Annotated in this window: 12 protein-coding genes; 11 read left to right on the forward strand and 1 reads right to left on the reverse strand. The window is 64.4% G+C overall.

Annotated elements, in window-relative coordinates:
• The 5 genes from BMY52_RS11545 (at window position 1) to BMY52_RS11565 (ending at window position 5,658) form a co-directional block, all read left to right on the forward strand.
• A complete protein-coding gene (locus tag BMY52_RS11545; RefSeq protein ID WP_090254548.1) occupies window positions 1-2,034 on the forward strand; it encodes a heme lyase CcmF/NrfE family subunit in 2,034 nt (677 codons plus the stop codon).
• Window positions 2,031-2,570 (forward strand): DsbE family thiol:disulfide interchange protein, encoded by a 540-nt coding sequence (locus tag BMY52_RS11550; protein WP_090254549.1) that lies wholly within the window; start codon window positions 2,031-2,033, stop codon window positions 2,568-2,570. The genes BMY52_RS11545 and BMY52_RS11550 overlap by 4 nt, the downstream gene beginning before the upstream one ends.
• The gene (locus BMY52_RS11555) at window positions 2,567-3,043 is read left to right on the forward strand and encodes a cytochrome c-type biogenesis protein (RefSeq protein ID WP_090254551.1); all 477 of its coding nucleotides are present in this window, start codon (window positions 2,567-2,569) and stop codon (window positions 3,041-3,043) included. Before BMY52_RS11550 ends, BMY52_RS11555 begins: the two co-directional genes overlap by 4 nt.
• Window positions 3,040-4,329, forward strand: coding sequence for a c-type cytochrome biogenesis protein CcmI (gene ccmI / locus BMY52_RS11560; RefSeq protein ID WP_090254554.1), 1,290 nt, complete (start codon window positions 3,040-3,042; stop codon window positions 4,327-4,329). Before BMY52_RS11555 ends, ccmI begins: the two co-directional genes overlap by 4 nt.
• 102 nt (window positions 4,330-4,431) lie before the next feature.
• Window positions 4,432-5,658: a Coenzyme F420 hydrogenase/dehydrogenase, beta subunit C-terminal domain gene (locus BMY52_RS11565; protein ID WP_090254555.1), complete on the forward strand. Its 1,227-nt coding sequence runs from the start codon at window positions 4,432-4,434 to the stop codon at window positions 5,656-5,658.
• Window positions 5,659-5,676: 18 nt separating this feature from the next.
• On the opposite strand, the gene BMY52_RS11570 is transcribed toward BMY52_RS11565, so the two are convergent.
• On the reverse strand, window positions 5,677-6,606 hold the full coding sequence (locus BMY52_RS11570) for a patatin-like phospholipase family protein (protein ID WP_090254557.1): 930 nt from the start codon (window positions 6,604-6,606) through the stop codon (window positions 5,677-5,679).
• A 105-nt stretch (window positions 6,607-6,711) separates the two neighbouring features.
• Between BMY52_RS11570 and BMY52_RS11575 the strand changes: the two genes are divergently transcribed.
• The 6 genes from BMY52_RS11575 (at window position 6,712) to BMY52_RS11600 (ending at window position 18,841) form a co-directional block, all read left to right on the forward strand.
• On the forward strand, window positions 6,712-10,107 hold the full coding sequence (locus tag BMY52_RS11575) for a mechanosensitive ion channel domain-containing protein (protein ID WP_090254559.1): 3,396 nt from the start codon (window positions 6,712-6,714) through the stop codon (window positions 10,105-10,107).
• Window positions 10,108-10,343: 236 nt separating this feature from the next.
• The gene (gene gltB / locus BMY52_RS11580) at window positions 10,344-15,017 is read left to right on the forward strand and encodes a glutamate synthase large subunit (protein WP_090254561.1); all 4,674 of its coding nucleotides are present in this window, start codon (window positions 10,344-10,346) and stop codon (window positions 15,015-15,017) included.
• Window positions 15,010-16,476 (forward strand): glutamate synthase subunit beta, encoded by a 1,467-nt coding sequence (locus BMY52_RS11585; RefSeq protein WP_090254563.1) that lies wholly within the window; start codon window positions 15,010-15,012, stop codon window positions 16,474-16,476. Before gltB ends, BMY52_RS11585 begins: the two co-directional genes overlap by 8 nt.
• 258 nt (window positions 16,477-16,734) lie before the next feature.
• Window positions 16,735-17,226 carry a glutathione peroxidase gene (locus tag BMY52_RS11590; protein WP_090254565.1) on the forward strand — a complete coding sequence of 164 codons (492 nt, stop codon included), beginning with the start codon at window positions 16,735-16,737 and terminating at the stop codon, window positions 17,224-17,226.
• Window positions 17,227-17,353: 127 nt separating this feature from the next.
• On the forward strand, window positions 17,354-18,220 hold the full coding sequence (locus BMY52_RS11595) for an SDR family NAD(P)-dependent oxidoreductase (RefSeq protein ID WP_090254568.1): 867 nt from the start codon (window positions 17,354-17,356) through the stop codon (window positions 18,218-18,220).
• A gap of 330 nt (window positions 18,221-18,550) precedes the next feature.
• On the forward strand, window positions 18,551-18,841 hold the full coding sequence (locus tag BMY52_RS11600; protein ID WP_090254571.1) for a transposase: 291 nt from the start codon (window positions 18,551-18,553) through the stop codon (window positions 18,839-18,841).
• Window positions 18,842-18,909: the final 68 nt, after the last annotated feature.

Below are 18,909 nucleotides of genomic sequence, written 5' to 3' on the forward strand. Positions count from 1 at the left end.
ATGATCCCGGAGATCGGACAACTCGCCCTCATCCTCGCCCTGTTGATGGCCACCGTACAGGGCATCATCCCCCTCATCGGCGCCCATCGGGGCACACCGGCCTGGATGGCCACCGCACACACGGCCGTGGGCGGTCAGTTTCTTTTCCTGGTGATCGCCTATATCGCGCTCACCCATGCCTTCATCACGCACGATTTCTCGGTGGCCTACGTGGCCAACCACTCCAACTCCGAACTGCCGCTGATGTATCGCATCTCCGGAGTCTGGGGCGGCCATGAGGGGTCATTGCTGCTCTGGGCGTTGATGCTGGGCGGCTGGTCGCTGGCCGTGTCCTGGCTCAGCAAGGGGCTGCCCACGGACATGGCAGCACGCACCGTGGCCGTCATGGGCCTGGTGAGCGTGGGCATCCTCTCCTTCACCCTGTTCACCTCCAACCCCTTTGAAACCCTTTTCCCGGTACCGGCTGACGGGCGCGACCTCAATCCGCTGCTGCAGGATCCGGGTCTGGTGATCCACCCGCCCATGCTCTATATGGGTTATGTGGGCCTGGCCGTGCCCTTCGCCATTGCCATTGCCGCCCTGATCGGCGGACGCCTGGATGCGGCCTGGGCCCGCTGGACCCGGCCCTGGGCCACGGTGGCCTGGGCCTTCCTGGGGACCGGCATCGCCCTGGGCAGCTGGTGGGCCTACTACACCCTGGGCTGGGGTGGCTGGTGGTTCTGGGACCCGGTGGAAAACGCCTCCTTCATGCCCTGGCTCGCCGCCACGGCCCTGATCCACTCCCTGGCCGTAACGGAAAAACGGGGGGCCTTTCGCACCTGGACGGTGCTGCTGGCCATCATGGCCTTCTGCCTGAGCCTGCTGGGCACGTTCCTGGTGCGCTCCGGGGTGCTGGTTTCCGTGCATGCCTTTGCCACCGACCCCGCCCGGGGCGTGTACATCCTCGCGCTGCTGCTGGCGGTGACCGGGGCCTCCTTTGCCCTGTATGCATGGCGGGCCCCCAACGTGCGCAGCCACGCCGAATTCCAGCCCATCTCCCGCGAAGGCGCCCTGCTGGCCAACAACGTCATTCTGGTGGTGGCCCTGGCAGCCGTGCTGCTGGGGACGCTGTATCCCCTGCTGCTGGATGCCCTGAACATGGGCAAGATCTCCGTGGGGCCTCCCTACTTCAACGCCGTGTTCGCGCCGCTGATGCTCCCGTTGGTCTTTCTGGTAGGTTTGGGGCCGCTGCTGCGCTGGAAGAGCGCCTCTGCCCGGGAGGTGACCCTGCGCCTGTGGCATACCCTGCTCGCGGCCCTGGCCGTGGGCGTGGTCTTCCCCCTGGCCCTGATGGGCAGCACATCGCTGATGATCACCCTGGGTGTGGGCCTGGCCGTCTGGGTCATGCTGGCATCCGGTCGGGATCTCTATAGCCGGCTGCGCCAGCGCGGTACGCCCATGACAACCCTGCGCAAACTGCCCGCCAGCTACTGGGGCATGACCATCGGTCACCTGGGCTTTGCCGTGCTGGTGATGGGCATCACCCTGCTCATGGCCTTTGAACAGGAACGCGACGTTCGCATGGGCCTGGGGCAGAGCCATGAACTGGGGGGCTATACCTATGAGTTGCGGGACGTCTACGATGTGGCCGGCCCCAACTGGGATGCCCTGGAGGCCCATGTGCACGTCACCCGTGACGGTGAACCGGTCACGGACCTGTATCCTCAGCGCCGAATCTACCGGGTGCAGACCCAACCCATGGCCCAGGCGGCGTATCAATCCCGCTTCACCCGCGACATCTTGGTTGCCTTGGGGGAGCCCATGTCGGGCCAAACGTGGTCGCTGCGGATTTATCACAACCCCTTCCAGATGTGGCTCTGGATCGGGGCTACGATGATTGTGCTCGGAGGATTCGTGGCGGCCGCCGATCGACGTTACCGGGTCTTCTCCCGACGCCGGGCCAGCGAGCCGGCCAGCCCGCGGACTGAAGACGCCCGCGTGGCCAATGACCGGGAAACGGCCCCCCAGCCCACCCAACGGAGCCCCTCGGCATGAAACGACTCATGTACCTGTTGCCCATGGGGCTCCTGCTCCTGCTGGGCCTGTTCCTGCTGATCGGATTGGGCCTCAACCCGCGCTTGGTGCCCTCTCCTCTGGTGGACAAGCCGGTCCCGGCCTTCGAACTGCCGGCCCTGGAAGACCCCGCACGCAAGGTGGGCTCGGCGGATTTCAACGGCGAGGTGGTGCTCCTCAATATCTGGGCCAGTTGGTGCGTCTCCTGTCGTCAGGAGCACCAACTGCTGGCACGCATGACCGATCGGTATGGCGTGCCCATTTATGGGCTGAACTACAAGGATGAGCGTGAGGACGGCCTCAACTATCTGCGGGCATTCGGTAATCCCTACGTATGGAATGCCCATGACCTGGAAGGTCGTGTCGGCATCGACTGGGGCGTGTATGGCACGCCAGAGACCTTTGTCATCGATGGGGAGGGCCGGATCCGCTACAAGCACGTTGGCCCACTCACCTGGGACAAGATACAGAACGACGTGCTGCCCCTGGTGGAGCGCCTGCGGAGCGAAACCCTATGACCACCTGGTTACCCCTGATCCCACTGCTGGCCCTGCTGGCGTTCTCGCCGACGGTCCAGGCCGCCGGGGTGGACCCGACGAACTTCGAGAAGCCCGAACTGGAAGAACGCTACCGCGGCCTGCTCCATGAGTTGCGCTGTACCGTGTGCCAGAACCAATCCCTGGCGGACTCGGATGCCGGCCTGGCGCAGGACCTGCGCCGGGAATTGCGTACCCAGATCCATGCCGGCTCCAGCGACGATGAGATCATCGACTACATGGTGTCGCGATACGGCAACTTCGTGCTCTACCGCCCCCCTTTCTCGCCTGCCACCTACCTGCTCTGGATCGGACCCTTCGTGCTCCTGGGGCTGGGATTCGTGGCACTGTATCTGACCTCCCGGGGCAGCCGTCAGGGCACCGGGACCACCGGCGTGGACAGCGCCGCACGCCAACGGGCTCGACGCCTGCTGGGTGAAGGAAAAGACGTATGACAATGGGTTTTTGGATCGCGGCCGCGCTGCTCATGCTCACGGCCATGATGTTGGTCATCTGGCCGTTCCTGCGCCGTCGGCCCGGGCCACAAGTGGAGGCCCGGGGCCTGAACCTCACCATCTACCGGCAGCGCATGGCGGAACTGGACCAGGAACTGGCCTCGGGACTCATGAACCGGGAACAGTACGAGGCCGCGCGCCTGGAACTGGAAGACAATCTGATCACGGACGAGGAAGATGCACCCCAGGCTCCCGTGGTACCCAGCACCGGGTCCGGTCAGCATCAGGGCGGCATGGTGCTGCTGGTCTCCGCCATCCTGATCCCCATCCTGGCCCTGCTGATCCACTTCCAACTGGCTCCCGCCGGGCCGGACCCACGCCAGACCATTGCCATGGGACAGGCCCCCTCCAACAACCCGGAGATGGGTCAGGATGCGGCTCAACACGATCCTGATGAAGTGGAGCGCATGATTGACCAACTCAAGGCCCGTCTGGAGCAGGAGCCCGACGATGCCGAAGGCTGGGTGGTCCTGGCGCGCACCTATCGGTTCCTGGAACGCTTCGACGACGCCGCCCAGGCTTACGAGCGCGCCCATGGGATCATCGGCGATGACCCCATGCTGAACGTGGATTATGCCGAGACCCTGGTGGTCGCCCAGGACGGTCGTGTATCCAGCCAGGCTGCCCGGCTACTGAACACCGCCCTGGAACAACAGCCGGACAACCAGAATGCCCTCTGGCTGGCGGCCATCGGCGCCTTCCAGGCAGGTGAACTGACCCGCTCCCGGGAGCATCTGGAGCACCTCCAGACCCTGCTGGACCCCGACACCGGATCGGCCCGCGCAGTGCAGGATGCACTGCGGGAGGTGGGCGCAGCCATGCAGCAGGAGCAGACCGATAGCGCCCCGGCCGGGACTGACCCGCAGGGTGATACCACGGTACTGGAAGTGAACATCGAACTGGACAACGCCCTGGCCGAGCGGCTCACCGGTGATGAGCAGGTCATGGTCTTCGCCCGTCCGGTGGACGGTCCACGCATGCCCCTGGCCGTGGTCCGCACCGACGCCCGTTTCCCACTTCAGGTCAGCCTGGAGGATGGCAGTGGCATGGGGATGGCCACACAGACCTCCATGACTCAGTACCAGTGGATTGAAGTGGTCGCCCGCGTCAGCCGCAGCGGCATGGCCGAGGCCCGCAGCGGCGACCTGGAGGGCATCAGCGACCCGGTGGATCCGTCGGACCCGGAGGGCCGGGTCAATCTGCGTATCGACAGGGTGCTGCCGTAAGCATCTCAGCATCGTGGCGGGTGGCAACTGGGATAAGCCCCATGAAATGCAGTAAGCTCACCCCCTCCAGTTACCGCCCGGCACCGATCAGGAGCCTGTTCCATGCCCCTGCAGTCCCCCACGCAGCAGAATGCGCCCACCGACAAGGCACTCCCTCACCGGGACCTGTGCACCGATTGCGGCATCACCCGCACCCACGATCCGCGCCGCTGCGGCCATGCCTGCCAGTTCATCCATCCCCGTTACCCCCGGATGGAGGCCCAGGTGCACGGCCGTGCCCGCAACCCGGAGCACGAGGACGAAGGCTTCTTCGGCCCCTATCAGGCGATGCACCAGGCTGCGCTGCAACCGCCGCGGAAGGGCGCCCAATGGACGGGCATCACCACCCGACTGGCCGAACGCCTGCTGGAGACAAGCCGTGTGGATGCGGTACTCACCATGCAACCCGCCGCCGATGATTTCTGGCGCCCGGAACCGGTGCTCGTCACCCGCGCCGAGGACATGGCCCGCTGCCGGGGCATGCGCATGGGCTATGCCCCGCTGCTGGCACACCTGGAACCGGCACTGGCACAAGGCTACAAGCGACTGGCGATCATCGGTCTACCCTGCCAGGTGTACCCCCTGCGCGCCCTGCAGCAGGAACTGGATATCGAGTCACTTTACGTGATCGGCACCCCGTGCTCCGACAACACCACGACAGAGCACTTTCACGAGTTTCTGACCCTGCTCTCGGAACAACCGGAAACCGTCACCTACCTGGAATTTCGCGCCGACTACCATGTGGAGTTGCGCTTCACCGACGGTCGGGTACGCACCATCCCCTTCCTCAAACTGCCCATCTCCAAGCTGCCCAGGGACTTCTTTCCCCTCACCTGCCAGACCTGCGTGGACTACACCAATGTGCTGGCGGACATCACGGTGGGCTACATGGCCGGACGTGGGGAGCAGTGGCTGGTGGTTCGCAATGACCGGGGGCAGGAGATGCTGGACCTTTTGGGGGACGAGGTCACCCTCAAGGCGCCCACCAGTGCCGGCAAGCGCCAGGGGCCGGTGACCGGGTTCATGAAGAACACCGAGCGGGCCGCCGGCGGCCTGCCGCTGCGCAGCATGCCCGACTGGGCCCGCCCCCTCGCCGCCTTCCTGATGCCGCGTATCGGCCCCCGCGGCCTGGAGTTCGCCCGCGCCCGGGTGGAAATGAAGGCGGTGGAGACGGTCCTGCACCTGCGTCGGGCCTTGCCCAAGCGCATGCACAACATGATCCCGGACCATGTATGGCGCCTGGTGGAGCCCTACGGGCTGGAACCGAAGGAAGGCGAACGGGGAAAGTAGACTCTGCGTGCCCTCCCCTCATGGCGGCCCTGAAGACGCCCTCCGGGCGCTGTCCAGGGCCTCCCGAGCCAATTCCCGGCCCAGGTCAATCACCGGCCCCGCGCGGTGAAACTCATGGATCATGCAGACATTCTTGGGCACACTGATCACCAGGTCCGGGCGAAACACGGCCAGGTGTTGTCGCGTCAGCGCCGCCTGCATGGTGTCCAGTGAGCGCATCAACACCTCGGACACCGCCAGCCCCTCGGGAGCCTCCGGACTGCCATCACTACCCAAGGATTCCACATAGCCACGCATCCGCCTCAGCAGCCCTTGCTTGCCATTGGCCGGTGCGCCTTCCTCGTCCGTCTCCGAACTGGACTCGGAGGCAGGACCATTCACATCCACCACAATGGTCAGATCCGTCAGGGTGCGCAGGGTCGGCGCCACCGGCACCGGATTGAGCAGCCCCCCATCCACCAGGGTGCGCCCCCGATAGCAATGCGGCGTGAACACCCCGGGAATGGCAATCGAGGCGCGGATGGCATCGAACAGTGAACCATCGGAAATCCAAAGCTCCTTGCCCCGCTCGATATCCACGGCCACCGCCGTATAGCTGATGGGCAGATGCTCGATGTCGCGCTCCCCCACCAGCTCCTTGAGCTTTTTGATGAGCTTTTCACCCCGTATGATTCCTCCCCCGGAAAAGCTCCAGTCCAGCAGACCCAGCACATCCGACTGCTCCAGGCCCTTGACCCACTCTGCATAGGTATCCAGCTCCCCCAGCGCATAAATCCCGCCCACCAGCGCCCCCATGGAACTGCCAGCGATGGCCCGGATCTCATAGCCCTGAGCCTCCAGTTCCTGAATCACGCCGATGTGCGCCAGCCCGCGGGCACCGCCGGAACCGAGCACCAGCGAGACGGTGCGGGCAGTGGAAGATCGAGACGTGGATTCTGCTGTATTCATGATGGGCGACACCGGCAATGTGTATAAACTGACAAGATAATGTAACGGGCGGTATCGCGGATACCTTCGGGTCGCGACGCCCTCTTTTCAACCCCTCGGAAGACCATGTACCGCATCCTGTCCAGCCTGCTGATCCTGTGTCTGATCCTGCCGTTGTCATTCCCCCTGCATGCCCAGGAGCCGCAAGGCCCCGCCCCCCTGTCCCAGGTCACCCAGGCGGAGATAGAGGCACTGCTGGGCGAAATGGCGGCGGGCCGCGACCGCCTGGGCCCCTTGATTGATTCCATTGACACCCGGCCAGCCGAAGACTGGCTGGAGCAGAGTCCCGAGCAACACCTGACTCAACGGGCCGGGGACGAAAGCCTGGAAGGCACTGAACAAGCCCTCTGGCAGAGCGCCTTGGAGCGGGAGCAGGCGGCTGCCGACCGCGTGCGTGGCGCACTGGAACGGGCCAACACGGCCCGCTCCACACCGCAGCGGCTGAACGATGTGATGGACCGAATCCGGCAATCGGTGGCCCCCCTGACCCCCATCGAGGCCGAGCGGACCATTGAGGATATCGACCAGGACTTCACGACCCTGGAGCGTCGACGCCAGCAGGCCGCGCTGGAGCTGGACCAGAAGCGAATCACCCTGACGCGTCTGGAGGAGCAATCCCGCAGCCAAGCCGAAACCCTGGAACGTCTGAGCCGCGAGCGTCAACAGGCCATGGATCAGGGCCAGACGATCAATGGCGCGGAGATGAACGAGGCACAGGAAGCCGCTTCCCAGGCCCTGATACGCCAGGCGGATGCCCGCATCATCGCCGCGCAACTGGATGCCCAGACCTTGCCTCCGCGCATGGAAACCCTGTCCCTGGAGGCATTGGCCCTGGAGCTGGAGTCCCGCTGGCTGGTCCTGCGCACCACCCAATTACAGCGAGAACTGAATGAGCGTTCCACGGAGGAACTGCGCAACCTGCGCGCCGACCTGCGGCGCCTGGTAAACCAGGAACCGGATGCCCGTACACGGTTTGCTGGCGAAATTCAGTCCCTGAATACCCGCTTCCAGGAGATTGCCCGCACCCAGACCCGCATCCGGGAACTGCAGGCGGACCGGGAACGCTACACCCGCCTGGAGCGGGAACTGACACAAACGCTGACGAATGTACGCGAGCGTCTGGAGGTCAGCGGCCTCAATGAGGCCCTGGGCGGACTGTTCCTTGAAGAGCAGCGACGCCTGCGCGACCTGGACGAAATCAGTTACGCCCTGGCTGACATTGAGCAGGAACTGGCTCAAGCCAGACTGAAGAGCATCAGCCTGCGGGAACAGACCGTGCGGTCCTCTCCCACCCCGGTCATCACTGCCGCCGACGACCGGGCCCGGGCGGGACTGACACGCATCCAGCAGGAGGCGCTGGCGGTTCATCTGCAGGCGGAGGAGGTCCTGGCCGACCAGCTACGCCAGGCGGACCTGCGTGCCCGGTCCGTGGTGGCACTGGTGGACGAATTGCAACAGATCCTCAGGGAAACCCTGTTGTGGTGGCCCAGCCACACGCCAGTGAGCCTGGACTGGGCCATGGCGGCCCCCAGCGCCGTCAACAGCCTGGCGGACCCCGCTTCATGGCGGGAAATCCGCTGGGCACTTCGGGAAGTGACCATTGGCAGCCCGGTGGAGATGCTGCTTACCCTACTGGTGGTGAGCGTGCTCTACGCCTGGGGCCGGGGCACGCCGAGTCAACTCAGGGCGCTGGCGGAAAAGACTCGGCACCGCTTTACCGATCACATCAAACTGACCCTGCTGGCCCTGGGGTGGAGCCTGGTACGAGCCGCCCCCATCCCGTTACTGCTGATGATCACCTCGCTGCGCCTGGAACTGATGCCGGAGGTGGAATTCGGCGTCGAGGTCCTGGCCACCATGCTCTTCAGTGCCTCCATCTGGTGGATGGCGGGTCACCTGGTCTTGCTGTTCACATCGACCCATGGCGTGGCACGCGCCCATTTCGGCTGGAATGAACTGACCCTGCAACGCCTGCGCCGCCATCTCACCTGGTACCTGCCCACGCAACTGGCGCTGATCCTCTTCCTGGCACTGGCCTTTGCCCATCCCAGCGAGCTGGTCTTCGATATCTTCGGGCGGCTGGGCCTGCTCGCCTCCGTCATCATCACGGGCCTGCTGGGCTGGAACCTGCTGGCGCAGCCCCCCGAGGGCACACCTTTCCCGATCCCGGAACGACGCCGGCGCCTGCTGCGCATGACCCTGGCAACCGCCACCCTGATCCTGGCCACCCTGACCCTGGCCGGATACCTGCTCACCGTCGGCGAACTGATGGCACGCATCATCGATACGGTCATTGTCCTGGGGCTGGTGTGGCTGGCCTCCAGCCTGGCCGCCCGGGCACTGATCCTCAGCGAAACCCGCCTGCTCATCCGCCGCATGCGAGAGCAACGGGCCAAGGCCGCTGCCGCGGAGGGCAGCGGCATCGCCGGCGCCGAGGGCGGCCTGGATATCCCCGAGCGCCACCTGAGCCTGGAGGACGTGAACCAGCAGACCCGCACCCTGCTGCGCACCGCCGCCGGGGCGGGGATGATCCTGGCCCTGTTCTGGGCCTGGTCGGACATGCTGCCGGCGCTGACCTGGCTGGATGGCGTCACCCTCTGGTCACGCACCATCGTCGTGGGCGATGCTGAAATACTCAGTCGGGTGAGCCTGCAGGATTTCCTGCTGGCCGGATTCCTGGGGGTCGTCTTCACCCTGGCGGCGCGCAATCTGCCCGGGCTGGTGGAGATCCTGCTGGCCCGCAGCACCACACTGGACGCCGCCGGCCGCTATACCACCACCATGCTGCTGCGCTATGTGCTGGCTGTGGTGGCGGTGATCACTGTCTTTTCCCTGCTGAGCCTGCGCTGGAGCGAACTGCAGTGGATGGTGGCGGCGCTCACCCTGGGTCTGGGCTTTGGCCTTCAGGAGGTGGTGGCCAATTTCGTCTCCGGCCTGATCGTGCTGCTGGAGCGCCCCATCCGTGTGGGCGACACCATCACCATTGGTGAATACAGTGGTACCGTGGCCCGCATACGCACCCGGGCCACCACCCTCGTGGACTGGGACAACCGGGAAGTGGTTGTACCCAACAAGAACTTCATCACCGAACGCCTGATCAACTGGACCCTCTCCGACACCACGACCCGCCTGGTGATCCCGGTGGGCGTCAGCTACGACTCGGATGTGGACAAGGTGCAGGAGATCCTGATGGAAGTGGCCCAGGAGAACCCCCAGGTGCTGGATGATCCGGAACCCACGGTGTTCTTCCTCAACTTCGGCGACAGCGCGCTCACCTTCGAATTGCGGGTGTATGTGTGCCAGCTGCGGGAGCGGCTGCTCACCATCAGCGAACTGCATCACGCCATCATCAAGCGCTTTCGTAAGGAGGGCATCGAAATTGCTTATCCTCAGATGGACCTGCATATTCGGGACATGACGCCTCTGGCGGCCACGGGTGCCAGCCTGCAAGGAGGTCAATAGCGCCCCAAAATGGCGCAAGTGCGCACTGAAATAGTGCATACCACACAATTCCTTGCCCTTTTAGGTGACAAACACTGGCACAATGAAAAGTTTCGCTTTACTCTCCCAAGCCCGCCGGTTGATGGCCTTCCGCGCGGGCCTGTGAGAGTGGGCGATCCCCAGCCCTTGCAACGCCAGCCCCCTGCGTCAGATTGCCGCGGATGCCGACCAGCGACCAGATATCAGCGAGGTCAACGATGAGTTTTCACGCCTTACCGCCCGAACAGGGCCTATATGATCCATCCCTGGAGCGCGATGCCTGTGGTGTCGGCTTTGTGTGCCACATCAGAAACGAGAAGAGTCATCGGATCGTCGCTCAGGGCCTGGAAATCCTGGAACGCATCAATCACCGGGGTGCCGTCGGCGCCGACCCCAAGGCCGGCGATGGGGCCGGTATCCTGGTGCAGATTCCGGACGCCTTCTTCCGCTCCAAGGTCGGGTTCGACCTGCCGGAGGTCGGCCGCTATGGCGTGGGGGTGATCTTCCTGCCTCAGGATGCCGGCCTGCGCGAACAGATGCAGACCATCATCGAAAAGCACATCCAGGAAGGCGGCCAGAGCGTACTGGGCTGGCGCGACGTCCCCGTGGACAACAGCGACCTGGGCGAGAGCGTGCTGCCCAGCGAACCGGTGGTGCGCCAGGTATTCATCGGTCAGGGGGATAACTGCCCCGATCAGGACGCCTTCGAACGCAAACTGTTCGTGATCCGCAAGCGCATGGACAACGACATCCGCGATGCCGGGCACGGCGTGGATGCCTGCTACGTGTGTTCCATGTCCTCCCGCACGGTCAACTACAAGGGCATGCTGCTGGCCGGCCAGGTGGGCCACTACTACCTGGACCTGCAGGATGAGACGTTCGTCAGCGCCCTGGCCCTGGTGCACCAGCGTTTCTCCACCAACACCTTCCCCACCTGGGATCTGGCGCAGCCGTTCCGCATGGTCTGCCACAATGGCGAGATCAACACCCTGCGGGGCAATGTGAACTGGATGGCGGCCCGCCGCCACACCATGCGCTCCGAGGTGCTGGGGGATGACCTGGACACCATCTGGCCGCTGATCCCCGAGGGCCAGTCCGACTCCGCCTGCTTTGACAACGCCCTGGAACTGCTGGTGATGGGAGGCTACTCGCTGGCCCACGCCATGATGATCCTCATCCCCGAGGCCTGGTCGGGCAACACCCTGATGGACGAGAAGCGCCGCGCCTTCTACGAATACCACATGGCCCTGATGGAGCCCTGGGATGGCCCCGCCGCCATGTGCTTCACCGATGGCCGTCAGATCGGTGCCACCCTGGACCGCAACGGCCTGCGCCCGGCCCGCTACCTGGTCACCAATGACGACATGGTGATCCTGGGCTCGGAAATGGGTGTGCTGGACATCCCCGAGGAGCGCATCGTCAAGAAATGGCGCCTGCAGCCCGGTCGCATGCTGCTGATCGACCTGGAAGAAGGCCGCATCATCAGTGACGACGAGGTCAAGGCCCAGCTTTCCGAGGCCCGCCCCTATGGGGAATGGCTCAAGAAGACCCAGATTCGCCTGGAAGACCTGCCCACCGGCGTCGGCCCCATGGCCCCCGATGACGCCACCCTGCTGGACTACCAGCAGGCCTTCGGCTACACCCAGGAGGATCTCAAGTTCCTGCTCACCCCCATGGTGCTCACCGGCCAGGAGGCCGTGGGCTCCATGGGTGCGGACAACCCCCCCTCGGTGCTCTCGACCCGGCCCAAGAACCTGTCCAACTACTTCAAGCAGAACTTTGCCCAGGTGACCAACCCGCCCATCGACCCGATCCGCGAGGAACTGGTCATGTCGCTGGTGTGCATGATCGGCCCGCGCCCCAACCTGCTGGGCATCAACGAGGCCGGCCAGCACTGGCGCCTGGAGACACCGCAACCGGTGCTCACCAATCAGGATCTGGAGCGCATCCGTCACATCGAATACAACTCCAGCGGCGCCTTCCGCACCCGCACCCTGGACGTGTGCTACGCGGCCTCCGAAGGGGCCGAGGGCATGGAAACCGCCCTGGAGACCCTGTGCGCCAAGGCCGAACAGGCGGTACTGGATGGCTTCAATATCCTCATCCTGTCCGACCGTGACACCAACCAGGACCGCGTGCCGATCCCCATGCTGCTGGCCACCTCGGCCGTGCATCATCACCTGATCGACAAGGGCCTGCGCACCAGCTCCGGCATCGTCGTCGAGACCGGCGCCGCCCTGGAGGTGCATCACTTCGCCACCCTGGAGGGGTATGGCGCCGAGGCCATCAACCCCTATCTGGCCTTCGACACCATCCAGTCCATGCTGGACCGTCTGCCCGAGCGGCTGAGCTTTGAAGAGGCCCAGAAACGCTACATCAAGGCCGTGGGCAAGGGCCTGCTCAAGGTGATGTCCAAGATGGGCATCTCCACCCTGGAGTCCTATTGCGGCGCCCAGATCTTCGATGCCGTGGGCCTGAACACGCCCTTCGTGGACCAATACTTCTCCGGCACCCAGACCCGCGTGGAAGGCATTGGCCTGGCCCAGGTGGCCGAAGAGGCCGTGCGCTGGCACCAGCAGGCCTATGGCCATGCAGAGATCTACCGCGACCAGCTGGATGTGGGCGGTGACTATGCGTTCCGTCTGCGTGGCGAAAGCCATGTCTGGAACCCGGACACCATCGCCAAACTGCAGCACGCCACCCGTGCCAACGATGCTGCCACCTTTGCCGAGTTCTCCCGCATGATCGACGAGCAGACCGAGAACCTGCTCACCTTCCGCGGCCTGATGGACTTCCGATTCGCTGACCGCGAGATCCCCCTGGACGAGGTGGAACCGGCCAAGGAGATCGTCAAACGCTTTGCCACCGGGGCCATGTCCTTCGGCTCCATCTCCCACGAGGCCCACTCCACCCTGGCCAAGGCCATGAACGCCATCGGTGGCAAGTCCAACACCGGTGAGGGCGGCGAGGAGCCGGAGCGTTTCCTGCCCCTGGCAGACGGCGCCAGAAACCCGGAGCGTTCTGCCATCAAGCAGGTGGCCTCGGGGCGCTTTGGCGTGACCACCGAATACCTGGTGAACGCCGACGACATCCAGATCAAGGTGGCCCAGGGCGCCAAGCCCGGCGAAGGGGGCCAGCTGCCCGGTCATAAGGTGAATGCCCAGATCGCCCGGGTGCGTCATTCCACCCCCGGCGTGGCCCTGATCTCGCCGCCGCCGCACCACGACATCTATTCCATCGAGGACCTGGCGCAGCTGATCCACGACCTGAAGAACGTCAACCCCAAGGCCCGCGTCTCCGTGAAGCTGGTCTCCGAGGTGGGCGTGGGTACCGTGGCCGCGGGCGTCTCCAAGGCCCACGCGGATCACATCACCATTGCCGGCTATGACGGTGGCACGGGCGCCAGTCCGCTCACCTCCATCAAGCATGCCGGCAGCTCCTGGGAGATCGGCCTGGCCGAGACCCATCAGACCCTGGTGATGAACCGTCTGCGCGGGCGCGTTTCCCTGCAGGTGGACGGCGGTCTGCGCACCGGCCGTGATGTGGTCATCGGCGCCCTGCTGGGGGCCGATGAGTTTGGTTTTGCCACCGCGCCGCTGATCGTGGAAGGCTGCATCATGATGCGCAAATGCCATCTGAACACCTGCCCGGTGGGCGTGGCCACCCAGGATCCGGAGTTGCGCAAGCGCTTCACTGGCAAACCGGAGCATGTGATCAACTACTTCTTCTTCGTGGCCGAAGAGGTCCGCCGCCTGATGGCCAAGCTGGGCTTCCGCACCATGGACGAGATGATCGGCCAGGCAGATCGCCTGGAAATGCGTCGCGCCATCAACCACTGGAAGGCCGAGGGTCTGGACTACACCAAGCTCCTGACCCGCCCGGACGTGGGTCCGGACGTGGCCATTCGTCACTGCGAACTCCAGGATCATGGCCTGGACAAGGCCCTGGATCATCAACTGATCCAGCAGGCCGAGCCGGCCCTGAGCCAGGGCAAGCCGGTGACCATCCAGACGGAGATCCGCAACTTCCACCGCACCGTGGGCACCATGCTCTCCGGTCGTGTGGCCGAGCGTTATGGCCATGGGGGGCTGCCGGACGACACCATCCACATCAAGGCCACGGGCACCGGTGGGCAGTCCTTCGGGGCGTGGCTGGCCAAGGGTGTGACCATCGAGATGGAAGGCGAGGCCAACGACTATGTAGGCAAGGGCCTCTCCGGCGGTCGCATCATCATTTATCCGCCAGCGCGCTCGGCCATCAACCCGGCTGAGGACAACATCATCGTGGGCAACACGGTACTCTACGGCGCCATCAGCGGTGAGGTGTTCTTCCGTGGTGTGGCCGGTGAGCGGTTCTGCGTGCGCAACTCCGGCGCCACCGCGGTGGTGGAGGGCGTGGGTGACCACGGTTGTGAATACATGACCGGCGGCATCATGGTGTGCCTGGGCAGCACTGGCCGCAACTTTGCTGCCGGCATGTCCGGTGGCATCGCCTATGTGCTGGACGAAGACGGCAGCTTTGCCGACCGCTGCAACCAGGCCATGGTGGAACTGGAACCCATCGCCGCCGAGGACGATGCCCTGGAGTCCTGGGATCACCAAGGCGGCGACCTGGAGACCCACGGTCGCGTGGATGTGAGTCACGACATGACCCGCTTCGACGCCCAGCGCCTCAAGAGCCTGATCCAGCGTCATCTGGATTACACGGGCTCGACCCGCGCCAAGACCATTCTGGACGATTGGGAGGCCTGGCTGCCCCGCTTCGTCAAGGTCATGCCGGTGGATTACCGCCGCGCCCTGGAAGACCTCCAGTCCCAGAAGGCCCGTCCACCCGAGCCCAACAAACCGCCAAAGGCCAGCCAGACGCTTGAAGGGAGCGCCACTCATGGGTAAGCCAACCGGATTCATGGAATACGACCGTCGTGACCGGCACTACGAGCCGGCCGCTGACCGCATCGTGCACTATCGGGAATTCGTCATTCCCTTGAAGCCTGACCAGGTACGGGAACAGGGGGCACGCTGCATGGACTGCGGCATCCCCTTCTGCCACCAGGGCTGTCCGGTGAACAACCTGATTCCAGACTGGAACGATCTGGTCTATCGGAACGACTGGGAAGAAGCCATCAAGGTGCTGCATTCCACCAACAACTTCCCGGAGTTCACCGGACGCATCTGCCCGGCGCCCTGCGAGACCTCGTGCACGCTCAACATCGACGACACGCCGGTGACCATCAAGACCATCGAGTGCGCCATCGTTGACCGGGCCTGGGAAGAAGGCTGGATCAAGCCCCAGGTGGCCCATCGTCGCACCGGCAAGACCGTGGCCGTGGTAGGTTCCGGCCCCGCGGGCCTGGCCTGCGCCCAGCAACTGGCCCGAGCCGGCCACAACGTGGACGTGTTCGAGAAGGCCGACCGCATCGGTGGTCTGCTGCGCTATGGCATCCCGGATTTCAAGATGGAAAAGACCCACATCGACCGGCGCATCGCCCAGATGCGCACGGAAGGCGTGCGCTTCCATACCCTGTCCCATATCGGCGTGGACATTCCCGTGTCCCGGCTGCAGGCCGATTACGATGCCCTGGTCCTGGCCGGTGGCGCCGAGAAGCCCCGCGACCTGCCCGTACCGGGCCGGGAACTGCAGGGCGTGCACTTCGCCATGGACTTCCTCACCCGCAACAGCAAGCGGGTGCAGGGTGTGTTCGTCTCCGACGACGATTTCATCAGCGCCCAGGGCAAACACGTGCTGGTCATCGGCGGCGGCGACACCGGTTCCGACTGCATCGGCACCTCCAACCGCCACGGCGCGGCCCACGTCACCCAGGTGGAGATCCTGGACAAGCCGCCGCAAAAGGAAGACAAGGGCCTCACCTGGCCCGACTGGCCCAACCGCATGCGCACCTCCAGCTCTCAGGAAGAAGGCTGCGACCGGATGTGGAATATCGCCACCAAGGGCTTCATTGATGATGGCCATGGCAATGTGAAGGCGGCCAAGGTGGTCACGGTGAAGTGGGAGAAGGATGCCGAGGGTCGCTTCCAGATGAGCGAGGTACCGGGCACCGAGCAGGAGATCCGCTGCGATCTCGTGCTGCTGGCCATGGGCTTTGTGCATCCGGTGCAGGAAGGCATGCTGGCTGAACTGACGGAAAAATCGGGCATGGAGCTGGACGCCCGCGGCAACGTCAAGGGCAGCACCGAGGGCGACAAGGCCTATCACACCAGCGCCGAGGGCGTGTTCGCCGCCGGCGACATGCGCCGGGGCCAGTCCCTGGTGGTGTGGGCCATCCGCGAGGGCCGTCAGTGCGCCCGCTCGGTGGATCAGTGGCTGATGGGGCGTACCGACCTGCCCAGGTAACCCCTCCACCCTCACCCCAACCCCTCTCCCGCCAGCGGGAGAGGGGCTCATGGGTCCACCATCCCAAGGAGAAGACTTCATTGCACCCTTCTCCCCTTCAGCACCCTTCTCCCCCTCAGGGGGAGAAGGGCCGGGGATGAGGGGGAGCGGCGGGCACATACACCCCGCTTTACCCCCACCCTCACATCGGGCACTCTCGAGGCATCGTGATCCATCCTGTCAGGATGGCACTCATCATCGGTCCAGGGAGTACAGCCCATGCCAGAGACAACCACCTCCGTACATGACTTCGAGGCCACCGACATCCAGGGCAATCCTCGCCCGCTGTCGGAATTTGCCGGACGGGTGCTGCTGATCACCAACGTGGCCAGTCAATGCGGCTTTACGGGCCAGTACAGCGGCCTGCAGGCCCTGCAGGACCGTTTTCATGAACGTGGTTTCGACGTGCTGGGTTTTCCCTGCAACCAGTTCGGCAACCAGGAACCGGGGGATGAATCCCAGATCGCCCAGTTCTGCAGCACGCGCTTTCAGGCAAACTTCCCCCTGTTCGCCAAGGTGGAGGTGAACGGCGACAACGCGCACCCACTCTACCAGCACCTCAAGGCCCAGGCCCCGGGCCTGATGGGGACTCAGGCGGTGAAATGGAACTTCACCAAGTTCCTGGTGGACCGTGAGGGACGGGTGGTTCGGCGGTACGCACCCAATACGGATCCGAAGGACATCGCCCAGGATATTGAGCGCTTGCTGTAAAGCCCGTGCCCACCGAGCCCCTCATCCCCAGCCCCTCATCCCAAAGACTGGCTGCGATCATTGAGCCCCTCTCCCACTGGCGGTAGAGGGGTTGGGATGAGGGCCGTTTTCATCAAGGACATGCCCGATGAACACCACCTCCTCCGACCCCACCCAACACACGGCTCTCATCACCGGTGCCAACTCCGGTCTGGGCAAGGCCATCGCCATGGAGCTGGCGCGCCGGGGCATGACCCTGGTACTGGTCTGCCGCTCCCTCACCCGCGGCGAACAGGCCCGCTGGGAGATCCGTGCCGAGACCGGCAACGAAGACATCCACCTGATCACCGGGGATCTTGCGGAACAATCAGACGTTCGTCGCGTGGCGGCGCAGTTCAATCGCGACTTCAAGGCGCTGCACCTGCTCATCAACAACGCCGGCAGCGCCTTCCCGGAACGACGCCTCACCCACGATGGCATTGAAAAGGCCCTGGCCATCAATCATGTGGCCCCCTTCCTGCTCACCCGCCTGCTGCTCCCCCGTCTCAAGTCCAGCGCCCCGGCCCGGATCATCAACGTGGGCACCCGGTTCAACACGGCCATGGACCTGGACGATCTCAACTGGGAGAAGCGACGCTATCGCATGATGCAGGCCTACGGGCAGTCCAAGCTGGGGATGCTGCACTCAACCTTCGAACTGGCACGGCAACTGGAAGGCTCCGGCGTCACCGTGAACTGCGTCTTCCCCGGGGTGTTCATGTCGAACCTGGGCGGTACCGACGGCGCGCAGAACGCCTTCTGGCGGGCGGTGGCACGCTGGCTGGGCTGGGCCATCCCCACGGCAAACCAGGCGGCTCAGTCGGTGATTCACTATGCCACGGCCCCCGAGATGGCCAACCTCAATGGCCAGTATGTCTCCCGCAAGGGCCCCGTAAAGGCACCCGAACAGGCCCGCGCCCCCGAGATGAACCGGCGTGTCTGGGAGGCCACCGAAGCCCTGATCAAGGCGTCATAACACGCTTTGCGGCACCGTCATTCTTAACGCTTCGAGACACGCCTCACAACCCCGTCACCCACAGGGGCGCCTCAGACACGCCTCACAACCCCGTCACCCACAGGGGCGCCTCAGGCACGCCTCACAACCCCATCACCCGTAGGGGCGCCTCAGATACGCCTCACAACCCCGTCACCCGTAGGGGCGCCTCAGACACGCCTCACAACCCCGTCACCCACAGGGGCGCCTCAGATACGCCTCACAACCCCATCACCCGTAGGGGCGCTTTGAAGTGGTTCAATTGTAGCGGACACCCCGTTAAGCCTCGTAGGCTATGCATCGGAGGTGTTCATGAGCAAGAAGGCACGACGTCGATACACGGCGGAATTCAAGGCTGAGGCAGTGGCATTGGTTGAGCGCCAGGAATATGGGGTGGCCGAAGCAGCCCGGTCTCTGGGAATCAATCGCAGCCTGTTGGATCGGTGGATGCGCAAGGAACGTGAGCGGCAATCTCCCCAGCATGACCAACAGGAGGGCCAGGCCGAGGAGTTGGAACGACTTAGGGAAGAGAACCGTAAGTTACGGATGGAAAAGGAAATATTAAAAAAGGCGGCGGCCTTCTTCGCCAAAGAGTCGAACTGAGGTATGAGTTCATCAAGGTGGAGAAGGCCAACTTTACGGTGATGGATTTGTGTCGGGTCATGCAGGTC

This window comes from Ectothiorhodospira marina, assembly GCF_900109495.1.
GTDB lineage: Bacteria > Pseudomonadota > Gammaproteobacteria > Ectothiorhodospirales > Ectothiorhodospiraceae > Ectothiorhodospira > Ectothiorhodospira marina.

Excerpts from the sequence above, each read along its gene's own strand:
- BMY52_RS11545 (WP_090254548.1), top strand. The coding sequence starts at position 1 with ATGATCCCGGAGATCGGACAACTCGCCCTCATCCTCGCCCTGTTGATG.
- BMY52_RS11550 (WP_090254549.1), top strand. The coding sequence starts at position 2,031 with ATGAAACGACTCATGTACCTGTTGCCCATGGGGCTCCTGCTCCTGCTG.
- BMY52_RS11555 (WP_090254551.1), top strand. The coding sequence starts at position 2,567 with ATGACCACCTGGTTACCCCTGATCCCACTGCTGGCCCTGCTGGCGTTC.
- ccmI (WP_090254554.1), top strand. The coding sequence starts at position 3,040 with ATGACAATGGGTTTTTGGATCGCGGCCGCGCTGCTCATGCTCACGGCC.
- BMY52_RS11565 (WP_090254555.1), top strand. The coding sequence starts at position 4,432 with ATGCCCCTGCAGTCCCCCACGCAGCAGAATGCGCCCACCGACAAGGCA.
- BMY52_RS11570 (WP_090254557.1), bottom strand. The coding sequence starts at position 6,606 with ATGAATACAGCAGAATCCACGTCTCGATCTTCCACTGCCCGCACCGTC.
- BMY52_RS11575 (WP_090254559.1), top strand. The coding sequence starts at position 6,712 with ATGTACCGCATCCTGTCCAGCCTGCTGATCCTGTGTCTGATCCTGCCG.
- gltB (WP_090254561.1), top strand. The coding sequence starts at position 10,344 with ATGAGTTTTCACGCCTTACCGCCCGAACAGGGCCTATATGATCCATCC.
- BMY52_RS11585 (WP_090254563.1), top strand. The coding sequence starts at position 15,010 with ATGGGTAAGCCAACCGGATTCATGGAATACGACCGTCGTGACCGGCAC.
- BMY52_RS11590 (WP_090254565.1), top strand. The coding sequence starts at position 16,735 with ATGCCAGAGACAACCACCTCCGTACATGACTTCGAGGCCACCGACATC.
- BMY52_RS11595 (WP_090254568.1), top strand. The coding sequence starts at position 17,354 with ATGAACACCACCTCCTCCGACCCCACCCAACACACGGCTCTCATCACC.
- BMY52_RS11600 (WP_090254571.1), top strand. The coding sequence starts at position 18,551 with ATGAGCAAGAAGGCACGACGTCGATACACGGCGGAATTCAAGGCTGAG.